Origin of the sequence: Treponema saccharophilum DSM 2985 (genome assembly GCF_000255555.1) — a bacterium.
GTDB classification, from domain to species: domain Bacteria; phylum Spirochaetota; class Spirochaetia; order Treponematales; family Treponemataceae; genus Treponema_D; species Treponema_D saccharophilum.
In genome coordinates this window covers 17,703-38,078 of record NZ_AGRW01000055.1, presented here as the reverse complement: position 1 = coordinate 38,078, position 20,376 = coordinate 17,703, and the positions used below count along the sequence as shown (strand labels likewise).

18 protein-coding genes are annotated in these 20,376 nt (G+C 55.2%); 8 read left to right on the top strand and 10 right to left on the bottom strand.

The window, feature by feature from the left end:
* Nucleotides 1–14: 14 nt before the first annotated feature.
* Both TRESADRAFT_RS14070 and TRESADRAFT_RS14065 read right to left on the bottom strand, forming a co-directional pair.
* Nucleotides 15–1,229: a 6-phosphofructokinase gene (locus tag TRESADRAFT_RS14070; protein ID WP_002706569.1), complete on the bottom strand. Its 1,215-nt coding sequence runs from the start codon at nt 1,227–1,229 to the stop codon at nt 15–17.
* 137 nt (nt 1,230–1,366) lie between these two features.
* Complete coding sequence (locus tag TRESADRAFT_RS14065; RefSeq protein ID WP_002706567.1) at nt 1,367–1,642, bottom strand: HU family DNA-binding protein; 276 nt, start codon at nt 1,640–1,642, stop codon at nt 1,367–1,369.
* A 175-nt stretch (nt 1,643–1,817) separates the two neighbouring features.
* Between TRESADRAFT_RS14065 and TRESADRAFT_RS14060 the strand changes: the two genes are divergently transcribed.
* On the top strand, nt 1,818–2,552 hold the full coding sequence (locus tag TRESADRAFT_RS14060) for a protease inhibitor I42 family protein (protein ID WP_002706565.1): 735 nt from the start codon (nt 1,818–1,820) through the stop codon (nt 2,550–2,552).
* Here TRESADRAFT_RS14060 and TRESADRAFT_RS14055 read toward each other — a convergent pair.
* The 7 genes from TRESADRAFT_RS14055 to TRESADRAFT_RS14025 all read right to left on the bottom strand — a co-directional run bounded on the left by TRESADRAFT_RS14055 (nt 2,549) and on the right by TRESADRAFT_RS14025 (nt 11,275).
* Nucleotides 2,549–3,622: a helix-turn-helix transcriptional regulator gene (locus TRESADRAFT_RS14055; RefSeq protein ID WP_002706564.1), complete on the bottom strand. Its 1,074-nt coding sequence runs from the start codon at nt 3,620–3,622 to the stop codon at nt 2,549–2,551. The genes TRESADRAFT_RS14060 and TRESADRAFT_RS14055 overlap by 4 nt on opposite strands.
* A gap of 36 nt (nt 3,623–3,658) precedes the next feature.
* Nucleotides 3,659–5,053, bottom strand: a complete 1,395-nt coding sequence (locus tag TRESADRAFT_RS14050) for a hypothetical protein (protein WP_002706563.1) — start codon at nt 5,051–5,053, stop codon at nt 3,659–3,661.
* A gap of 2 nt (nt 5,054–5,055) precedes the next feature.
* On the bottom strand, nt 5,056–5,862 hold the full coding sequence (locus TRESADRAFT_RS14045) for an outer membrane lipoprotein-sorting protein (RefSeq protein WP_002706562.1): 807 nt from the start codon (nt 5,860–5,862) through the stop codon (nt 5,056–5,058).
* A 132-nt stretch (nt 5,863–5,994) separates the two neighbouring features.
* Nucleotides 5,995–7,281, bottom strand: a complete 1,287-nt coding sequence (locus TRESADRAFT_RS14040; RefSeq protein ID WP_002706561.1) for an ABC transporter permease — start codon at nt 7,279–7,281, stop codon at nt 5,995–5,997.
* A gap of 9 nt (nt 7,282–7,290) precedes the next feature.
* Nucleotides 7,291–8,751 carry an ABC transporter permease gene (locus tag TRESADRAFT_RS15465; protein WP_002706559.1) on the bottom strand — a complete coding sequence of 487 codons (1,461 nt, stop codon included), beginning with the start codon at nt 8,749–8,751 and terminating at the stop codon, nt 7,291–7,293.
* Entirely contained in the window at nt 8,745–10,169 is a 1,425-nt protein-coding gene (locus TRESADRAFT_RS14030) for a mannose-1-phosphate guanylyltransferase/mannose-6-phosphate isomerase (protein WP_002706558.1), read from the bottom strand. Before TRESADRAFT_RS14030 ends, TRESADRAFT_RS15465 begins: the two co-directional genes overlap by 7 nt.
* A gap of 44 nt (nt 10,170–10,213) precedes the next feature.
* Entirely contained in the window at nt 10,214–11,275 is a 1,062-nt protein-coding gene (locus TRESADRAFT_RS14025; protein ID WP_002706556.1) for a glycosyltransferase family 4 protein, read from the bottom strand.
* A gap of 226 nt (nt 11,276–11,501) precedes the next feature.
* Here TRESADRAFT_RS14025 and TRESADRAFT_RS14020 point away from each other — a divergent pair, with 226 nt between their 5' ends.
* The 7 genes from TRESADRAFT_RS14020 (at nt 11,502) to TRESADRAFT_RS13990 (ending at nt 19,642) form a co-directional block, all read left to right on the top strand.
* The gene (locus TRESADRAFT_RS14020; RefSeq protein ID WP_002706554.1) at nt 11,502–12,095 is read left to right on the top strand and encodes a precorrin-2 dehydrogenase/sirohydrochlorin ferrochelatase family protein; all 594 of its coding nucleotides are present in this window, start codon (nt 11,502–11,504) and stop codon (nt 12,093–12,095) included.
* Between the two features lie 3 nt (nt 12,096–12,098).
* Nucleotides 12,099–13,289 (top strand): glutamyl-tRNA reductase, encoded by a 1,191-nt coding sequence (hemA, locus tag TRESADRAFT_RS14015; protein WP_002706552.1) that lies wholly within the window; start codon nt 12,099–12,101, stop codon nt 13,287–13,289.
* Nucleotides 13,286–15,679 (top strand): uroporphyrinogen-III C-methyltransferase, encoded by a 2,394-nt coding sequence (cobA, locus tag TRESADRAFT_RS15460; protein ID WP_002706551.1) that lies wholly within the window; start codon nt 13,286–13,288, stop codon nt 15,677–15,679. The genes hemA and cobA overlap by 4 nt, the downstream gene beginning before the upstream one ends.
* Before the next feature lie 24 nt (nt 15,680–15,703).
* The gene (gene hemB, locus TRESADRAFT_RS14005) at nt 15,704–16,687 is read left to right on the top strand and encodes a porphobilinogen synthase (RefSeq protein ID WP_002706550.1); all 984 of its coding nucleotides are present in this window, start codon (nt 15,704–15,706) and stop codon (nt 16,685–16,687) included.
* Nucleotides 16,688–16,713: 26 nt separating this feature from the next.
* On the top strand, nt 16,714–17,997 hold the full coding sequence (hemL, locus tag TRESADRAFT_RS14000; protein ID WP_002706549.1) for a glutamate-1-semialdehyde 2,1-aminomutase: 1,284 nt from the start codon (nt 16,714–16,716) through the stop codon (nt 17,995–17,997).
* 100 nt (nt 17,998–18,097) lie between these two features.
* Nucleotides 18,098–18,889, top strand: a complete 792-nt coding sequence (locus TRESADRAFT_RS13995; protein WP_217169732.1) for an ABC transporter permease — start codon at nt 18,098–18,100, stop codon at nt 18,887–18,889.
* Nucleotides 18,890–18,907: 18 nt separating this feature from the next.
* A complete protein-coding gene (locus TRESADRAFT_RS13990; RefSeq protein ID WP_002706547.1) occupies nt 18,908–19,642 on the top strand; it encodes an ABC transporter ATP-binding protein in 735 nt (244 codons plus the stop codon).
* 5 nt (nt 19,643–19,647) lie between these two features.
* Here the strand turns inward: TRESADRAFT_RS13990 and TRESADRAFT_RS13985 are convergent, their stop codons facing one another.
* The gene (locus TRESADRAFT_RS13985; protein WP_002706546.1) at nt 19,648–20,241 is read right to left on the bottom strand and encodes a YgjV family protein; all 594 of its coding nucleotides are present in this window, start codon (nt 20,239–20,241) and stop codon (nt 19,648–19,650) included.
* Between the last annotated feature and the right edge of the window lie 135 nt (nt 20,242–20,376).

Below are 20,376 nucleotides of genomic sequence, written 5' to 3'. Positions count from 1 at the left end.
TTGTCGCAGAACAATCACAGCCGAATCATTTTCGGTACGCCGTCCTCGATTATCGGGGAAAGCTCGCCCTGAATCAGCGGACGTATATAGCGGACAACATCATCCGTAACGTATCCGTCGCAAATCCATTCATCGGGAACTTTCCGCTCGACATTCGCGATTTCGTGGACGTCGCGCAGTTCCGTCGCGCATTCGTACGGTGAATCGGATTTCCGCACGAAGATGACGACTTTTCCGGATTCCCCAGAAACGGCGGCACAGGCGGCTTCGGCACCGACAGCGAACGCCTCGTTTATGTCTGTCAGGCTCGCGAAGTGGCTCGCGCATCTCTGCGGCGTCGAAAGCTCGACGGAGCGGCATTTTATACCGCGGATGCGCTTCCGGATGCTCGTCTCAAGGTATTTTCCCGCACCGCTCATGATTTTGTGCCCGAACGCATCGACGGACGAGTCGTTTTCTCCGCGCTCGCAGAGGAGCTTTCCGTCCGCGGTTCTGATTCCCTCGCTTATCACGACGACGACAGAATGCTTTTTGGCGGCAAGCGTCCTGACTTTCGCGATGAACTCCTCCTCGTCGAACGGTTTTTCCGGAAGATATATCAAATCCGCGCCCTCGCAGTCCCGGCTTCTCGCCAAAGCAGCGCTCGCCGTAAGCCATCCCGCGTTCCGTCCCATTATCTCAAGAATCGTGACAGCCTCGACATCGTAGACGCGGCAATCGCAGACAAGCTCGCGCACGACCGTCGCGATGTATTTCGCAGCGCTCCCGAAACCCGGCGAATGGTCGGTGACAGCCAAATCGTTGTCGATTGTCTTCGGAACGCCGATGAATTTCACGTCGGAACCGACAATCGAAGCGTATTCGGAAAGCTTCTTGATTGTGTCCATCGAGTCGTTCCCGCCGATGTAAAGGAAATACCCGATGTCCAGCGCGTGAAGGCGCGAGAAAATCTGCTCGTAGATTTCGCAATCGCCGTCAACGTCGGGAAGCTTGAACCGGCACGAGCCGAGGAACGACGCAGGCGTTCTTTTCAGAAGCTCGATGTTCTCGTCGGAGCCGAGAATTTCATCGAGGACGACCGTCTCGCCGCGCAGGAATCCCTTTATCCCGTGCTGCATTCCGTAAACCGTCTTAATCCCCTTCTCTTTTGCCGCAGAGAACGCCCCGGCAAGGCTTGCATTGATGACGGCGGTAGGTCCGCCAGATTGTCCGATTATCAAATTCGGCATTTGAATCCCCCGTATTTTTTTCCGTGCCATTATGCGATGATTCAGCCGTCGATGGGAATATGTGGCGGGACAAAAAAACGCCGCGATTTCTCGCGACGTCATCAGTTCGTTTGCACGCTGAAAGCCTTTTCGGGCTCTTACTTGTTCACGCGCGCCTTAAGCGCTGAACCCGGCTTGAATTTGGGAAGCTTCGATGCGCTGATGGTGATTGTCTCTCCCGTCTTGGGGTTGCGTCCTGAACGGGCAGCGCGCTCGACGACGGAGAACGTTCCGAAACCGACAAGCTGAACATCCTCGCCCTTCTCAAGTGATTTTGCCACGTTCTCAGTAAAAGACTTAAGGAATGCTTCCGCCTCTTTCTTATCGAATTTTGTCTCCTCGACAATTGCTGCAATCAATTCAGATTTGTTCATTTTGTTTTCTCCAGTTTAAGATAGAAAAAAATTCGCCCGGGCAATAAGCCGAACTGAACAAAATCTTATATGATAACGCCCCGTTTGTGAAGCGAATAAAACAGTATCAAGAACCGCCATCTGTGATACAGTTTCGGGCGAAAACAAAAGCGGCGGAAAGCCGCGGGGAGCAAAAATGGGAAAAGCAATTCTGTTTGCGCTGTCTTCTATCGTATTCGGAATTTTCGGGGGATGCGCAAGCACGAACGTCGAAGGAACGTCCGTTTCCGTGTCGCTTGCGTCGAATCCGACAACAGGCGCACGATGGACGGCGCGAATCGAGGACACATCTGTCGCCGTTCTCGAATCCGACACGTACGAGCAGGACAAAACAAAAAAGAACATCGTCGGTGCCGGCGGCACGCAGACGCTCACGTTCCGCTGCAAGAAGGAAGGCGAGACGGCCGTCGAATTCGTATACGGGCGCCCGTGGAATGGCGGAGAGACGTGGGAACGGCGGACTGCCGTAATCCGTTCCGACAAGAACCTCCGCGCGACAATCGAGTTCGCCTCCCCGACAAAAGCGAACCACATCGACGGTGGAGCGTGCATTTTCGCGCAGATGGAATTTCTTCCCGCCGGAACGGAAATCGAATTCGGCACAGATGAAATCTACGAAAACGCCGGAATCTATTTCGTCGATTTGAAGGAAATCGCGGAAGCCGACAAATCCCTTTTCAACGCGTCGAACGAAGCCGAAAAGGGCGACGTTTTTCTCGACACGAGCAACAGAATCGTGATGTTCCTCGGAGATTACGGCGCGGCGACGAAAATCAAGGGAACGAAAATCGGTCACATAAACGAAAGCGTCGATTTCCTGCACGCGCTGAAGAACGGCAGGAAAGTCAGGTTCACGAAAACAATCCGCTAGGAAATCGACGAGGCAATCCGCGCCATCGACTCCACCTTCGCGCGCCACAACGAGACAAGCTCCGGCGGCGAAAGCGGGACAGCCTCGTCGCCCCAGCCCAGAATCCACGTGAGGACAGGGCTTCCGAGCGCGGCGCAGTTTTCCGGCGAGAACTGCGTCGTCGTGAACGAAAGGACGATTTTTCCGCCGGACTCGTCCTCAATCGTCTGCGCGCCGCCCCACATGCGTATGCGCGCGTATTTTGCCGCGTACCCGGAAAGCCTGATTTTTATGCGGCATTCGCTGTTCGTGTGGAACGTCCCGAAAAAACCCGGAGTCTGAAGGCGGAAATCGAAATCGTTCGGGAGGACGAATTCGTTCTTCTTCGAGGAATCGCGGGCGCGGACATCGCTCATCTCGTGCAGGTTGAAAAGCCGCCGCGCCTTCCTCGAATAATCGAAGCACCACAAATGCCAGTTTCCGCGGCTGAATATGAGCTGGTACGGCTCGACCGTCCGCACGGAAACGGGGCGGCATCCGTCATCGCCGATTTTTCTGTACGAGAATTTCAGAAGCTGGTTCGCATTTATCGCGTCGCGGATGGCGTTCCACGTATCGTCTGGAATCGGCACGCACGGGGAGCCGATGAATATTATCCTGGCGTCGCGGGAGATTTTCAGCGGGGCCGTCCCGGTCGCATCGGTAACGGGAACCTCCGTCGAAAGCTCGTCGATTACTTCCTTCGCCTCGTCGTAAACCTGCGTCCCGCGTATCGAATCGAGAAGGCTCGCCATCATCTGCGCCGATTTTATCTTCTCCTCGCTCGAAATCATCGCGGGAACACGGAACGTTTTCGACGTGTAGATGTATCCCGTCCGCCGCTCGTTTCCGGCAATATAATCCTTCTTGTCGAGAGGCGCGTTGTATTCGTTTTCGAGAACCTGAAGGTCGCGCCACAACGTCGAGCGGTTCACGCCCATTCCCGCATTCTCCAGCGCGCCCAAAAGCTCGCTTATCGTCGGCATGTCGCCGGAAGCAATCATCCTGTCAATCAGAAGAATCCTGTTGTACCTGTTTCTCTGGTTTTTCATTATTCCGTCCAACGAATATATGCGATTTTCCGCCCGCTAATACGACAAATTCAGTTTCACGTACGAGCCGAGCGTAATCTTCTTTTCGTCATCCCCGTATGAATATTCCACGCCCGTCCGCCAGTCCGCATGTGGAAGAATCCCGGAATTCGTGACGGCAACCGTCAAGACCCCCGACGATTCCGTGAAATTGTGGATGAGTTTTCCGAGAACGCGCCAGTCGTGCCCGGAACCGAGCCGCTTCACGCCGCCCTCGAACGCGAGCCTGTTCACGACGTCGTTCACCACGCCGCCGTTGTTGTCGAGATGGTTGAACACGCTCTGGAATTCCGCGTTGAAGCCGAAGCTGCACGCCGACAAATCCCACCATCTGTAGAATCCGCCCGTCGTCGAAAGTTTCTGAACCGAAGAAAAATCCCCGCCGAACGCATTTTTCAGCGAGCCGACGTCGAAAATGCGGACAAGCTCCTGCCCGTAAATGTCAAACCCGAAAACAGTTTTCTTGACCTCGAATCCCAAAATCGGGTACTGGTGGAACGTGTCGACGAAATGTGTCGAATTCGCCCCGTCAAGCTCCTCAAGCCGGCTCCTGCTGGGGAATTTTCTCGCCTCGAACGTGAGGAGGAATCCGCGCACGATGCAGTCGAACGAAAACGCATACGACATGAGCGCGGGGCTTACGGAAGTCTGCTCAAGCGATGTCGTCGAGCCGCCAGACGCGAAAAGCTCGTCAGAAAGAAGGGCGACCGCAGAAACGTTCGATTGCAGCCACGGAAGCGGAACCGTCACGCTCCCGGAAATTCCCCCGAGGCTGTCGGACAATATGTTCGTGAAGAGCGCGTCCGTATCCGCTTTCGAAAAATCGTCGTCGTTGCTGAAAAGCCTGATGTTTCCCCACGTCGTCGTCTTTTTTCCGGCGTTTATATAAATCCTGTCGAAAAGCAGGTACGTCATGTAAAGCTCGTACAGCGAGAAATTTGCCGAGACGACGGATGCGCTTCCCGATTTCGGCATCTCGGTTTTGAACGCGCCCCGCACGGAAAGGTATTTGTCCGGACGCGCCGTAAAATACAGGTAGTTCGTAAGGTTGAAATACGCGGAATTGCCGGGGCTTTCCGCTTCCGAGTCGAGGTTTTTGATGTACCCGTAGCCGAGGCTTCCCTCAAGGCTTCCGGAAAACGTCAGCGGAACGAAAAATCCGCCCGCGCCAATCGTCACGGACGGCTGCTCCGACTCGACGACGGTCTCGACGGCAGTGTCGTAATCGGACGCCCCCCCGAAAATGATATCGATGTCGGAAGAATCGCCGTCCCATTCCCCGAACGACTCCTCGCCGAACGTCACGAATCCGGCATCATCCTCATCCGAAAACGCGCCGTACGCGCAGAAGAACAACGCGGCGGCAAACGGCAGAATCCGCAGCTTGCTCATCGCTACCTCGCGCTCATCATCTCAAGATACGGTTTCGTATAGACGGTGTCGTCGACCGACTCGAATTTCACGTTCGATATGGAAATCGTCGTGCTCTCGTTCTCGATTTTTCCGTCGGAACGCTTTTTTCCTTTGAGGTTGTCCAGAATAACCATTTTGACGGGAACGCTGAACGCGCTTTTTCCGCCAAGAACGTTCTGATACGACGGAATCCCTGTCGTGCGGAGCTTCATCCCCGAATCACTGTAATCTTCCTTTTTGCGAGTGAGCCCGTCATTTTTCGTCACCCAAAGCCGAAGCCGCGAATAATCGATGTTTTTTGCGCCCGCTTTCGCCTTCAAATCAAAAAGGACGCAGTCGTAGCTCCCGAGCTTGCTGTCGGAATAGCTTACGATGTCGTATCCCGAATAATACGACTGCGGCCCGAAATCGGAATTGTTGGCGTTTGTGTCGCGGAACTGGTCGCTCGCGCTTGAGAACGTGAACCGGTTGTCGTGCGGGTCGTAGAACCATATGTTCGAATCCGTCTGCAAATACCCTTTTCCCTTCTCGCTCGACGGACCGGTAAGGAGAATCGTCCATTTTGCCGCGCTGTCACGCCTGTACATCACCGCCTCGAACGATTTTGCTTTCTCGCCCGGCCTTGTCTGCTCGATTTTGTACGAGCCGCGGAAATCCGTCCCGTAAAACGCGGTGGATTCCTCAGCCTTCTTCAGCAGCGATTCCGCCTCCGCTCTCGTCACGGCAAACGACGGGATAAGCGACGCAACGGAGAAAAGGGCGAGCGCACATCCAAAAAACTTTTTCATAAAACGAACCTCCAAAATATGAAACGAGACCTGTTCGGAAACTGAAATTTCCGAACAGGTTTACTGATTTTTCGTGCCGGAACCGACAAAAAGTCAAAACAAAAACCCCGGAGAGCGGTAACGCCGGACCATCTATTCCATGTTCGCAAGCGCATCGACGGGCATTATCCGCACCGACTTCCACACGGACTGCACGACGACGAGAAGCGTCACGAAAACGACGGCAGCGATGACGGCAGCGCAGCCGAGCATATCGAAACTGAAATTCAGGCATCCGTCCGAAAGGAAAATGTCGAACGAAGGAACGAACGAGAAATCGAAAAGCCGCATAACCGCGCAGATGACGCCCGAAAATGCCAGCCCGCCGGCGCACCCCGCGACGAGCAGGAAAAACGCCTCGAGCGAAAGGACGCCGGTGACCGCCGCCTTCCCCATGCCGATTGCCATATAGACGCCGATTTCGTTTATCCGCTTCATCACTATGACCTTGTACGAGCTTCCGATGCCGACGACTACGATGACGACGAGCACGATTATGACGAACATCGTCACGCCGTCCATCGCGACTTCCATAATCTCAACGTCGCCGAGATACGCGTCGAGCGGGAAAATCGCGAACGTCTCCACGCTGAACGAGCCGAGCATGTCGTAGAATTCGTTTTTGTCGGAGACGATGGGGAACATCTCGATTTTTTCCGAAAGCTTCTCGCGGATTGCCTCCACGTCGGCGGTTTTTCCTTCCGGAAGCTGGACGCATATCCTGTTCGCCCAACCGCTTTCCATCCCGCACGATTCCATGAGGACGGACTTGTCCGCATATGCCGTATACATCCCGAAAATGCTCGAGTCGCTGAAAATGCCCGTGACCTCGAATTCGACGGTGTTCAGGAATCCGCTCGGAAGCCGCGTGAGGAACGTGACGCGCGAGCCGACAGTGCAGCCGAGTTTTTCGGAAACCGGACGGGAAAGCAGGATTCCGTGACGCGCCATCATCTCGCCGGAAGAAAAAAATCCGCCCGCAGAAAAATTCATCGTCGAAAGGAGCGCAGTTTCGGAATCAAAATCGATTCCGTTTATGACGCGGACGTGCGCCTCCGTTCCGTCGAAAAACAGCGAGGAACTCCACGCGAGCATGTTGAACCGCTCCGAAACGACGGAGCCATCCGGAAATGCGTCCCGGACAAGTTCCGTTATCCGCTTCGCGTCCGGAATCGAGAGAGCGCTTGTGCCGCCCGAAACGACGTAGTCGCCGCCGAAATACACGCGCGCTTTCTCGCGGAGGGCAGCGTTCATCCCGCGGCACAAAAAAAGGCTCGCAAGGGAAACGCCCGCGCCGAAAACGCAGACAAAAAAAAGCGAGGAAAACTGCCGGCGACGGAAAACAAGAGACCTGAGCGCCATTTTTACCATAAAAGCCATATCCGCCCCCTACTTCGCCGAAGTCATCGCATCGACAAGGCGAATCCGCAAAACGACCGCCGACGGATGAATCCACGCGACGGCACCGAGGAAAAACGCGAACGCGAACGAATAGAACGCCGTTCCCGCAGAAATTTCCGTGACGAGCGAGCCGCTTCCGAACAGCTGTATCAGAAAATCGTTCTCGAACGAAATTCCGGCGGAATTGACGAGCGCGCAGATGAGCGTCCCCAGAACAAGCCCGAAAACGCCTGCGGATGACGCGAGCATTCCCGTCTCAAAAAAACATTCCGCGCGGATGTAATTCCTCGACGCCCCGATTGCGCGCATCGTCCCGATTTCCCGCGTTCTGTCGAGGACGTTGACGACGAGCGTGTTGTTCACGACGATAAGCCCCGCGACGAGGATGATGATTATTCCCGCGTTGAGGACAAGGCGCAGGATGTAGAGATAGAACGCTGTGCTTCCCGCAGCCTGCCTCCAGCCGACCGCCTCCGCGCTTATCCCGTTATGGCGGAAAAAAGAATTGAGATTCGCGATTGCAGAAGATGCTTTTGACGAATCGGAAAGCTTGATGACAAGGAAATGCCACGTTCCGCCGTCAATTTCCGGTATTTCGCTTTCCTCCTGCTGCATTTCCACAGGCGGAACATCCTCTTCGGAGCTTTCCTCCACGAAAAAATCCTCCGCCCCGTCAAAAATCGTCTCGAAATCGAACGCGTCGCCCGCATTTTCGTCTTCCTGCGGCGAACCGGCATCGGAAGGTTCGGTGCCCGCGCCGACCGCGAGAAGCTCACGGAGCGTTCCGTCATCGACGAGCGCGATTTTCGAAAGGACGGACTCGCCGCCGGCTGACGGATAGGAATAAACCGCCACGACCGGAACGGCGCGAATCCTGAACGAAAAACCGTCCGCAACGGAAAACTGCACGATGTCGCCGACCCCGCACCCGAATTTCGCCGCGACGGAATCGGAAATCGCGATTCCCTTCTCCCCGCTGGCCGGAAGCGCGCCTTCGACAACGGAAAGCGAATCCATCACGGAAAAATAACGGGCGAATTCCACGCCGAAGAGATGGACGGGAAAACGCGCCGCATTCCCGCCGTCGGGAAAGAATTCCATAAGGACGCGCCCGGAAAGCTGCGGGACGCACGAAGAAAAAAAGCGCATGTTCCGCGCCCTTTCCTCGATTTCGGAAAAACGCTCAAGAATCGGAATCGAAGTGAATTCCCCCGTAATCGGCGTCTCGTCCCCGAAAAGGCTCAGCGACACGAAACTCTTCGGGCGGACAACGACATCGCCCGTAAAACTCGCCGAAAACGATTCGCGGACGCCCTTTTCCGTGCTGTCGAAAACAGCGTTCGTCACGGAAAGAAGCGCGACCGCAAACGAAATGAACGCGACGATTACGGCCGAGCTTTTCCGCGAGACGATATTCTTGAATGAAATACGGAGGAGCGTCCTCAGCATCTGCCGTACTTGTCCTCGAAGCGAACGATATCGTCTTCCTCAAGATAACTTCCCGACTGCACCTCGATGAATTCAAGCGGCATCTTTCCGGGATTCTCGATAGCGTGGACTGTCCCGAGCGGTATGAACGTCGACTGGTTCTCAGAAAGGATGAATTCCTTGTCGCCGTTCCGCACTTTCGCCGTTCCCGAAACGACAATCCAGTGCTCCGCCCGGTGATAGTGCATCTGGACGGACAATTTCTGTCCCGGCTTTACGGTTATGTGCTTCACGCGGAATCGGCTGCCAAGCTCAATCGTCTCGTAAACGCCCCACGGCCGATATCCGACGTTGCTTTCGGTCGCGCACGGAACGCCTTTTTCCTTGAGGGAATCGACTATTTTCTTGACGTCCTCGGCGCGCGTCCTGTCGGCGACGAGAAGAGCGTCCTTCGTATCGACGACGACGACATCCTCGACGCCGACAGCGGCAACGACGCGGTTTTTTCCGTAGACGAACGAATTCTTCACGTTGTCGGAAACGACGTTGCCGCGGAACACGTTTCCGTCCTCGTCCTTGCCGAGAACATCCCACAGCGACGACCACGAGCCGACATCGCTCCAACCCGCATCGAGCGGAACGACGCGCCCTTTTCTCGTGCGCTCCATCACCGCGTAGTCGATCGAAATCGATTTGTTGAGCGAGAACGAATCATTCTCAAGGCGGATGAAATCCAAGTCGACGACGGCGTTCTCCATCGATTTTTTCGTGTTCGCGACAATTTCAGGCTCGAATTCATTCATCTCGGAAATCAGCGTCTCCGCGCGGAACACGAACATCCCGCTGTTCCAGAAAAAGTCCCCGTTCTCGCGGTAGCTTTTGAGGTATCCGGAAGCCGTTTCCGCATCAGGCTTTTCGACGAACCGCTCAATCGCAAGCGAATTTCCGTCGCTGCTGCCCTCCGTTATGTTTATGTACCCGTATCCCGTCGCCGCAAACGTCGGGATGACGCCGAACGTGACGAGGGAACATTTCTGCGCGACGTTCACCGCTTTCTCCATCGCAGCGGTGAACGCGTCCGTATTCTTTATGCAATGGTCTGCGGGAAGAACGGCGACGACCGCATCCTTGTCCCGCGCCATCGCATGCAGGCACGCCGCGACAATCGCGGGGGCCGTGTTTCTTGCCGCCGGCTCAAGAAGAATCGACGGCTTTTCGATTCCGATTTTCGCGAGCTGTTCCGCCACGACAAAACGGTGCCCCTCATTGCAGACGACAATCGGGGAATCGACAGAAAGCCCCGACAAGCGCGAGACAGTGTCCTGAATCATCGACGAATCGGACACAAGGCTGAGGAACTGCTTCGGAAAATTCATCCTTGAAAGCGGCCAAAGACGGCTTCCGCTTCCACCGGACAAGACAACTGGAATCAACTTCATCAAAAAAAACTCCTTTTCGCGTTTGTGCAGCGACACGCTTTTTGTCAATGCTCTTTTTGCGGGCAATCAGCGAGATGCCCGCGCATCTTGATGTTCACGGCGCGGTTTATGTAGTGAATCGTTATGAAGAACAGTATGACGAACGAAAATACGGACGCAATCAGCATGAGACCGATATCCCTCGTTATGAAAAGCGTCATCACGGCAACGCATGAAATCAAAAACTGGAACGTAAGAAGAAAAACGAGAATTGAGCCGCGCGAGAATCCGATGTTCAGCAGCTTGTGGTGAATGTGCCCCCTGTCCGAGCTGAAAATCGAGCGTTTGTCGCGGACGCGCCTGAAAATCGCCGCGAACACATCGATGCAGGGAATCGCGGAAAGAAGCGCGCAGAGAATAATCTTGTTGTAGTTGAAAACCGGGTCGCCCTGAAGGAGCATCGGGAAAATCGCTATCGCGTATCCCAGCGTCTCGCTTCCGCCGTCGCCCAAAAAAATCTTCGCGTCGGGCTTGTTCCAGAACATGAAGCCGAGAATCGCGGCGCACAGGCTCAGCGAGATGACGCCGACATCAAATCCTTTATAAAGGAAAATAACGGAAATCGCCCCGAGCGCGAGGAACGAAAGCCCGCTGCACAACCAGTCGATTCCGTCGATGAGATTGTACGCGTTCATGAAGAAAATCACCCAGAAAACGGTCAGCACGCGCCCGGTAATCCACGGGACGGGAAATTTGAACCCGAAAATCTCGTCGAAATAGCACTCGCCGAGCGACATTATTATCGCGGCGACAATCTGCACGGCAAATTTGAGGCGCGCGCGAAGATTGAGGAAATCGTCGAGAATGCCCATCACAAACACCAATATGCCGCCGACAAAAGCCGGAAGCACAAATGAAAAATTCCCGTCATCGACAACCGAAAAATAAGCTACAGAAATAAGCAATCCCGTAAAAATCGCGATGCCGCCGAGCCGCGGAACCTTCTCCTTGTGGATTTTTCTCGGGTTTATTTCGTCGTACCATCCGTATTTGCAGCACACCGCCGTAATGACGGGGCACAGCGCGAACAAGACGACAAAAGAAATAGCAACAGCAAGAAATTTCAATTATGACTCTCCAAATAAAACTTACTGATTCTACATTCAATGCGTTTTCAATTCAACAAATCCCAGAAGCGCACCATGATTCCGATGCGGTGATATTTTTCCGCACTCGCCTCTGTAAAAAAGTCAGCAAACGCGTTCGGAATGGCGGGCAGGCGGCGGGGATTACCAAACGGTGTTTTTGTGGTATCGTTCGGCTCTTGATTTCTTGCAAAGGAGCGTTCTTGGGATGGCTTTTCTTCCGGTTTTCATGCGGATGGGAAATTGCCTCGTCGTCGGCGGAGGGATTGTGGCGGCACGGAAAGTCGGGGATATCGTGTCGTCAGGCGGGCGCGCAAAGGTTGTCGCACCAGCCGTCTGCGATGAAATCAGGAACCGGGAAAAAAACGGCGAGGTCGCCATCGAACAGCGGGCTTTCGAAACGCACGACATTGACGGCTTCGACATCGTGTTCGCGGCGACGGACGACAAACGCGTTGACGAGCGCGTCGCTTCCCTCTGCCGGGAAAAACGTGTTTTGGTGAATGTCGCCTCGAATCCGGAGCTGTGCGATTTTTTTGTTCCGTCGTGCGTCAGGCGCGGCGAGCTTACGGTCGCAATCGGAACGTCGGGCGCAAGCCCCGCCTCCTCTGCAAAAATCCGCCAGTTCATCGAATCAATCCTCCCGCATTCGCTCGCAGAAAAAATCAGCGGAATCGGGCTTCTGCGGCGGAAAATTCTTTCTTGCGGAAAAAATCCATCTGATTCGGAAGAATACAGGCGCGAAGTCGAATCGATTCTCGATGTGTGCTTCCAAAAAACAAAATCCCCGGACGGAGAATAAAACATGTTCCCTCTCTTTTGTCTCAGCGTGAACCACAAAAACGCGGGCGTGGAAATCAGAAACAAATTCTCGTTCTCGGACGATGATTCGCGCGAATTCCTTTTGCGGATACGGGAAAAAGGAATCGCAGCGGGCGGCGTCGTCGTCTCGACGTGCAACAGGACGGAATGGTACGCGTCCGGCTTTCTCCCGGGGCAGGAAACAGCCACGCAGCGTCTCGTCGAGGAGGAAGTCGCCGCACAAAAACACGTCGACGTGTCGCTTTTGCGGACCGTATGCTTCGCGTATTTCGGGGAGGAGGCGGCAGGCCATCTTTTCCGCGTTGCCGGCGGGCTTGATTCGATGATTCTGGGCGAGAACCAGATTCTCGGGCAGGTTCGGGAAAGCTATTTCCGCGACAGGAATGCGGGAATGACGGATTTCCACGCGAACATACTGTTCCAGCGCGCGCTGACGTGCGCGAAGCGGATAAAGACGGAGACGAACCTTTCGAGGACGAGCGAATCTGCGGCGACGCTCGCGGTAAAGGAGATAATGTCGATTGAACCACCCCGGAACGTCCTCCTCGTTGGCGCGAGCGGTCAGATTGGCGGAATCGTAGCGAAGGAGCTTTCCGAACGGGAGGGCGTGCGCGTTTTCGCGACGGCACGGAACTGCAAGGGAAGTTCCGGAACGCAGAATCCCGCGCTTGCGAACGTCGAGACCGTTCCCTACGAAAAGCGGTACGATTACATCGATTGCGCCGATGCCGTCATAAGCGCGACGAAAAGCCCCCATTACGTTTTCGCGTTCGAGGAGACGCGCGACAGAATTTGGACGGAAAAGGCGCGGCTTTTCATCGATTTGGCTGTTCCTGCCGACATCGACCCGGACATTGCGCGCATACAGCGGTGCGAAATCCACACGGTGGACGATTTCAGGAAAATAGCGGCGGAACACAACGAGCAGAAAAAGGAAGGCGTGCGCATTGCGGAGGAAATCATCGGCGAGGAAATCGAATCGGCGAAGAAAGAGCTTCTCCTTCACGGTGAGCGTGAATTCATCGAGGCGCACAAGGATGAGCTTTCGCAAAAAAGCGGGCTTCAGTTCCTCTACGAGCTGAAAAAAGTCGCGGATGCCGAGACATTCGCTTCCGTCCTTGCGCTCTGCCACAAAATAGTCCGGAAAAACGGCGACGGAGGTACATCGCGGTGAAAGTGAGAATCGGAACGAGGAAAAGCATCCTCGCGCTCAAGCAGACGGAGCTTGTCGCAAACGCAATCCGCGGGGCATTCCCCGGAACGGAAACGGAGGCGCTCGGCCGGGAAACGTCGGGCGACAAGAATCTGTCATCGCCGCTTTCGGCGTTCGGCGGAAAAGGCGCGTTCGTCACGGAATTCGAGGATGCGCTTCTTGAAGGGAAAATCGACATGGCCGTCCACAGCGCGAAGGACCTTCCCGCAAAAATCGCTGACGGGCTTTGCATTGCGGCTGTCCTCAAGCGGGAGGACGCGCGGGACGTAATCGTCTGGCGGAAGGGCGCGGAAAAGTCGGAAAAAAGCGTCATCGGGACGAGCAGCCCCCGGCGCGCCCTTCAAATACGCGGGAAACTCGGATGCACGGTCAGGACGCTGCGGGGAAACGTCGGGACGCGGCTGACGAAACTCGAGGCGGGCGAATTCGACGGGATAATTCTCGCGGCGGCGGGGCTCAAGCGGCTCGGGATTTTGAGCGACGGCGGCGGGGAAATCCGCGAAAAATTCGACGTCGAGATTCTCGGCGAGGATGAATTCTGTCCCGCCGGCGGACAGGGAATTATCGCAATCGAATGCGCGGAATCGAACGCGGAAATGCGGCGCATACTCGAAAAAATCTGCGACGAGACTGCGTTCATCGAATTCTGCACGGAGCGGAAAATCCTCGCGCTGCTCGGCTCGGGCTGCCACGACCCCACCGCCGTTTTTGCGAAGGTGCGCGGCGGGGAAATCACGGTAAGCGTCGTCGTCGAGCAAAACGGGAAGCCGCACAGAATCACGATGCGCGGGCAAACCGCGGATTCTGGGCGCATTGCCGAAAAAATCGCGGCGGAAGCGGAAAAAGCGCTCGCGGCAGAAAAAACGCGCGTCTATCTTGTCGGTTCTGGGCCGGGGGACGATTCCCTCGCGACGCAGAAAGCTGTCTCGCTCATAAAAAACGCGGACGCCGTTGTGTACGACGCGCTCGCGAATCCCGCCCTGCTTTCATACGCGAAAACAGGCTGCTCATTTTTTCCGGTCGGAAAAATTCCCGGAAAGCATTCGAAAACGCAGGACGAGATAAACGAAATTCTTGTTGACCTTGCGAAAAGCGGCAAATTCCGGAACATCGTCAGGCTCAAGGGCGGTGACCCGTTCGTGTTCGGGCGCGGCGGCGAGGAGGCGGAGCATCTTTCGAGAAACGGAATCGCCTACGAAACGGTTCCGGGCGTGACTTCGGCAATCGCGGCGCTTGAATGCGCGGGAATTCCCGTGACGCACCGCGGGGAGTCGCGGAGTTTCTGCGTCATAACGGGGCACACGGCAGACGGCAGCGAATCGTTCGTCAAATACGCGGGAATCGGCGGGACGCTCGTGTTCCTCATGGGCGTGGCGAACATCAAAAAAATCGCGGACGACCTTCTTTCTGGCGGAATGGACGCGGACACGCCTGCCGCAATCGTGGAGAACGGGACGACGGCACGTCAGAGGCGCACGAACGGGACGATTTCGACAATCGCGCAAATCGCGCTGGAAAGGAACGTGTCGAATCCCGCCGTAATCGCTGTCGGAAAGACCGCGGCGTTCGACATGAGGTGCGGAATCCTGCCGCTTTCAGGCAGGCGAATCTGTATCACGGGAACGCGCTCATTCGTGCAGAAAGTCGGCGCAGAAATTGAGGGAAGCGGAGCCGCCGCAACGCTCGCGCCGATTCTGAGGACGGAGCTGGACGAGCGCGCGTTCGACACCGCATTCGTCGGAAAACACTACGACAAAAACGAACGGTCGTTCCGAAACGTCGATTGGCTCGTCTTCACCAGCTCGAACGGGGTCCGACTCGCGTTCAGGCGGATGTTCGCGCTCGGAATCGACATACGCGCGCTTTCGCGCATACAATTCTGCGTCGTCGGAAGCGGGACGGCGGACGCGCTCGCGGAATTCGGCATCACGGCGGATTTCGTCCCGAAAAGCGGCTTCACCGTCGCGGAAATGGAGAAAGAATTCAGCGATTTTGTGGGCGGCGGGAAGAACATCGTCGCGCTGCGCGCCGCGGAAGGCTCCCCGCTCGGAAATTCGGGCATCAAAATCGAGGACATCCCGATTTACACGACGAAAGCCGACAAAAACGCGCTCGAATCCGTTTCCGCCGGGGCATCCTCGTTCGACGCGGTGACGTTCGCAAGCTCGCTGGGCGTAAAATCGTTTTTCGGTTTTATACCGCCCGAAAGCTTTTCAGAAAACGCGAAATTCATCTGCATCGGCGGGAAAACGCGCGCAACGCTCGAACAGTTCGTCCCGCGCGAAAAAATCGTCACGGCGGGCGAATGCACGGCGAACGGAATCGCGCGCGCGCTTTTCGAATCGCTTTGAATCATGTCACTTTGGAGGGAAAAAATGAGGAACAGGCTCAGAAGGCTCAGAATGAACGAGGGAATCCGCGCGATGGTGCGGGAAAACGCGGTTTCGGCGGACGATTTGGTCTACCCCGTGTTCGTCGCGGAAGGGAACGGCGTGAAGAAGCCGATTGATTCGATGCCGGGCATTTTCCAGTTCTCGCTCGACACGCTCGGCGAGGAAATCACGCGGATGGTCGAAAGCGGCGTGAGGGCGGTGCTTCTGTTCGGAATTCCGTCAAAAAAAGACGAATTCGGAAGCGAGTCGTGGAACGACAACGGCGTCGTCCAGAATGCAATCCGCTTTATAAAAAAGGAATTCCCCGAGGTAATCGTAATCGCGGACATCTGCCTGTGCGAGTACACGAGCCACGGTCATTGCGGACTTGTCAGCGCGGGAATCATCCTCAACGATGCGACGCTCCCGCTTCTTTCGAGGATGGCGGTGAGCTGCGCGAAGGCGGGCGCCGACATCGTTGCCCCGAGCGACATGATGGACGGCCGGGTCGCGTTCATGAGGGACGAGCTCGACAAAAACGGATTCCAGAACGTCGCCATCATGGCGTACAGCGCGAAATTCGCCTCGGGATACTACTCGCCGTTCAGGGATGCGGCAGATTCGGCGCCGCAGTTCGGCGACAGAAAAACGTACCAGATGGACTGCGCGAACGGACGCGAGGCAATGCGGGAAATCGAAGCGGACATTGCGGAAGGATGCGACTACATAATGGTGAAGCCCGCCCTCGCCTATCTCGACGTCGTGAAGGAAGCCTCGCAGCGGTTCGACGTTCCGCTCGTGACATACAACGTTTCCGGGGAATACGCGATGGTGAAGGCCGCCGCAAAAAACGGATGGATAGATGAGCGGAGAATCGTCATGGAGAACATGGTTGCGTTCAAACGGGCGGGCGCGAAAATCATAATCACGTACCACGCAATCGACGTGGCAACATGGCTCCGCGAGGAAGCGGAATGCCGGAAATAGCGGCGAAAAAAAAAGGAGGAACAATCATGAAAGAGGAAAGGAGCGCGGAACTTTTTGCGAAAGCCCAGCGTTTCATGCCCGGCGGAGTGAATTCACCGGTCAGGGCGTTCAGGAATGTGGGCAGAATTCCGCGGTTCATAAAAAAGGCGAAGGGCGCGCGGATTTTTGACGAGGACGGAAACGAATACATCGATTACGTCTGCTCGTGGGGCCCGGGAATTCTCGGGCACGCGTTTCCCTCCGTCGTGAAGGCGGCGCAGGAAGCGTGCGAGGACGGGCTTACATTCGGCGCGCCGACGGAAAAGGAAGTCGAAATCGCGGAAATAATCAGCCGGCTCGTTCCCGCGATGGAGATGATGCGCCTCGTCAATTCCGGGACGGAAGCCGTGATGAGCGCAATCCGAGCCGCACGTGGATTCACGAAGCGCGACAAGATTATCAAATTCAAGGGATGCTACCACGGGCATTCGGACGGTCTTCTCGTTAAGGCGGGCAGCGCTGCCCTTACGACGGCAGTTCCCGACAGCGCGGGCGTTCCGGAAGGATGCACGAAGGACACGCTCGTCGCGCTCTACAACGACGAGGAATCGGTGGAGAACCTGTTCAAGGCGAACGAGGGAAAAATCGCCGCGGTAATCGTCGAACCGGTCGCCGCGAACATGGGCGTCGTCCTTCCTAAAGACGGATTCCTGAAATTCCTCCGCAGAATAACGGAGGAGAACGGCGCGCTTCTCATATTTGACGAGGTCATAACAGGATTCCGGCTTTCGATTGGCGGGGCGGCGGAATTCTTCGGAATCAAGCCCGACATGATTACGCTCGGAAAGATTGTCGGCGGGGGAATGCCCGTCGGCGCGTATGGCGGAAGGCGCGACATCATGAGCGTCGTCTCCCCGCTCGGCACGGTCTATCAGGCAGGCACGCTTTCCGGAAATCCCGTCGCGACTGCGGTAGGAATCGAAACGCTCAAATATCTCGACTCGCACCGCGAGATATACGGCGAAATCGGGCGGAAAACGGCACGGCTTGCGGATGCGTACCGGAATGCGTTCGGGAATTCGGCGCGCGTAAACCAAATCGGCTCGCTGATGAGCGTTTTCTTTACGGACAAGGACGTGACGGATTACGAATCGACGCAAACGAGCGACACGAAACGATACGCGCGGTATTTCAGCTTCATGCTCGACAGGGGAATCTACCTTGCGCCGTCGCAGTTCGAGGCGATGTTCGTCTCGGCGGCGCACACGGACGGCGACGTAGAGCGGACAATCGCGCTCGCCACGGAATTCGCATCGGTGGAAGCGCACTGACGCTGATGCGGCGCGAAAAAGGAACTGGCTCTGAAAAAAAACGGATGCCGGAGCCGGTTTACTATCCGAACGGCTTCAATGGAGGTTATAATACGAATATATGGCTAACATAATTTTAGGAACAGCTTTCAACATGAACAAATATCGGGGGCTCGTGAAGCAGCTCGTGACACGCGACATAAAGCTCAAATACAGGCGGAGCGTGCTCGGATACGTCTGGAGCGTCATGAACCCGCTTATGACGATGATTGTCCTTACGATTGTGTTCTCGACGTTCTTCAAATTCGAGATTCAGAATTTTCCGGTCTACCTTCTCTGCGGAAGCGTCATTTTCGGCTACTACAGCACGGCAACGACAGGCGCATGCTCCTCGATAATCGAAAACGGCTCGCTCATCAGGAAAACATACGTCCCGAAATATATTTTCGTTTTCTCGAAAGTGACGAGCGCGTTCGTCGATTTTCTGTTCTCGCTTGCCGCGCTCGTGTTCGTGATGATTTTCACGCACGCGAAATTCTCTCCGATAAACATCATGTTCATAATCCCGTCGCTTGAGATTTACATTTTTTCCATCGGAATGGGGCTTCTTCTGTCGCAGGCGAACGTTTTCTTCCGCGACGTGCAGTACATCTACAGCGTAATCGTCACCGCGCTCAACTACCTGACGCCGCTCTTCTATCCTATCGAAATTCTTCCGGAACAGGTGAAATTTTTCGTGACGCACTTCAATCCGCTCTACCTGTACGTCCAGCAGTTCCGCGACTGCGTCTACAACTGCCAGATGCTCGACTGGAATCTCGTCCTCAGCGGCTTTTTGTGGGGCGTGGGCGCGGTCGTAATCGGCGCGTTCTTCTTCCGCAAGAACCAGGACAAATTCATCCTCTATATCTGACAATTCGGAGATTTCTCAATGGAAAACGACATCAAAATCAGAGTGAACGACGTCTACGTGCGCTTCAACATGGCATCGGAGCGAGTCGACAACATAAAAGAATACGTAATCAAGGTTTTAAAGCGGCAGCTTCTCTTCCAGGAATTCATCGCGCTCAAGGGAATCTCGTTCGACGTGCGCGCGGGGGAATCGTGGGGATTTATCGGCTCGAACGGTTCGGGAAAATCGACGCTTCTGAAAACGATAAGCGGAATCCTGAAGCCGTACAAAGGTTCCGTCACGGTGAACGGCTCGATTTCGCCGCTTATAGAGCTTGGCGCGGGCTTTGACGGAAACATGACGGCACGCGAGAACGTCTTCCTCAACGGCTGCGTCCTCGGCTACAGCGAATCGTTCATTCGCGAGAAATTCGACGAGATTATCGACTTCGCTGAAGTCCGCGACTTTCTCGACGTCCCGCTCAAGAATTTCAGCTCGGGAATGGCGGCTCGTCTCGGCTTTTCGATTGCGACAACCGTAAAGCCGGATATTCTCATCTGCGACGAAGTTCTTGCCGTCGGCGACTTCAAATTTCAGGAAAAATGCGAGAAGCGCATGAACGAGCTTCTTTCGGGCGGAACGACGCTTCTGTTCGTCAGCCATTCAGCAGAGCAGGTCAAGCGTATGTGCAAAAAAGCAATCTGGATTGACCACGGCGAGATGAGGATGATAGGAGACGCCTCGGAAGTGTGCGAGGCGTACAAAAACAGCTGAAGCCGCTACAGCTCCTTCGCAAAATCAGTTCCGTCGGGAATGAATCCCATCGCGCGGAGATACGGCGCGTGCTTTGACGAGGCGTCGGCAACTCTGAGATGCCGTATTCCTTCCGAGGCAAGGTGCGCGTACAGATACTTTCCGACGGAACAGTCGCGGAATTTCGGCAGCGCGTAATCGAGCTTCACGCGGAGGGAGTCGCCTTCTGCCGTCCCGAGAAGTATTCCGACGGGCGACGATTCGTTGCATACGATAAACGCGCGGGAGAATTCAACATTGCGGGAAAATTCCGGGAAAAATTTCTTTATGTCCTGCTCGCACGCGGAAAGCAGATGGCGCAGGAACGAATCATCGGCAGAAACTTCCACGACGGAATACGAGACCTTGTTGCTCAAAAGCTTGTACAAGTTGAACAGATTTATCAGCACAAGACAGAAATTCATCGCGGCGGTCGGGTATGAATGTATTATGAGCGCATATCCCGTAAAAATGGAGCTTCCGATTGCGTTTATAATCCTGAGCCTGACAACAGACGTCATCAACATCGACACGATGACGAGAAAAGAGCCGAAATAACCAATCAATTCAATTATATCCATAAAATACCTCGCCTTATTTTAACTGAAAACAGCGTCCTTGTATCAATAGCCGACGCTGATTCGGGACGACGCAATTCAGAACAGAGCCGTTATTTTTGTGGATTTTTCTTATTATCACCGATTTCTCAAAAAAAA

Excerpts from the sequence above, each read along its gene's own strand:
- TRESADRAFT_RS13995 (WP_217169732.1), top strand. The coding sequence starts at position 18,098 with ATGGCTAACATAATTTTAGGAACAGCTTTCAACATGAACAAATATCGG.
- TRESADRAFT_RS14020 (WP_002706554.1), top strand. The coding sequence starts at position 11,502 with ATGGCTTTTCTTCCGGTTTTCATGCGGATGGGAAATTGCCTCGTCGTC.
- TRESADRAFT_RS14030 (WP_002706558.1), bottom strand. The coding sequence starts at position 10,169 with ATGAAGTTGATTCCAGTTGTCTTGTCCGGTGGAAGCGGAAGCCGTCTT.
- TRESADRAFT_RS13990 (WP_002706547.1), top strand. The coding sequence starts at position 18,908 with ATGGAAAACGACATCAAAATCAGAGTGAACGACGTCTACGTGCGCTTC.
- TRESADRAFT_RS14070 (WP_002706569.1), bottom strand. The coding sequence starts at position 1,229 with ATGCCGAATTTGATAATCGGACAATCTGGCGGACCTACCGCCGTCATC.
- hemA (WP_002706552.1), top strand. The coding sequence starts at position 12,099 with ATGTTCCCTCTCTTTTGTCTCAGCGTGAACCACAAAAACGCGGGCGTG.
- hemL (WP_002706549.1), top strand. The coding sequence starts at position 16,714 with ATGAAAGAGGAAAGGAGCGCGGAACTTTTTGCGAAAGCCCAGCGTTTC.
- hemB (WP_002706550.1), top strand. The coding sequence starts at position 15,704 with ATGAGGAACAGGCTCAGAAGGCTCAGAATGAACGAGGGAATCCGCGCG.
- TRESADRAFT_RS14055 (WP_002706564.1), bottom strand. The coding sequence starts at position 3,622 with ATGAAAAACCAGAGAAACAGGTACAACAGGATTCTTCTGATTGACAGG.
- TRESADRAFT_RS14065 (WP_002706567.1), bottom strand. The coding sequence starts at position 1,642 with ATGAACAAATCTGAATTGATTGCAGCAATTGTCGAGGAGACAAAATTC.
- TRESADRAFT_RS14040 (WP_002706561.1), bottom strand. The coding sequence starts at position 7,281 with ATGGCTTTTATGGTAAAAATGGCGCTCAGGTCTCTTGTTTTCCGTCGC.
- TRESADRAFT_RS15465 (WP_002706559.1), bottom strand. The coding sequence starts at position 8,751 with ATGCTGAGGACGCTCCTCCGTATTTCATTCAAGAATATCGTCTCGCGG.
- TRESADRAFT_RS14050 (WP_002706563.1), bottom strand. The coding sequence starts at position 5,053 with ATGAGCAAGCTGCGGATTCTGCCGTTTGCCGCCGCGTTGTTCTTCTGC.
- TRESADRAFT_RS14045 (WP_002706562.1), bottom strand. The coding sequence starts at position 5,862 with ATGAAAAAGTTTTTTGGATGTGCGCTCGCCCTTTTCTCCGTTGCGTCG.
- TRESADRAFT_RS14060 (WP_002706565.1), top strand. The coding sequence starts at position 1,818 with ATGGGAAAAGCAATTCTGTTTGCGCTGTCTTCTATCGTATTCGGAATT.
- TRESADRAFT_RS13985 (WP_002706546.1), bottom strand. The coding sequence starts at position 20,241 with ATGGATATAATTGAATTGATTGGTTATTTCGGCTCTTTTCTCGTCATC.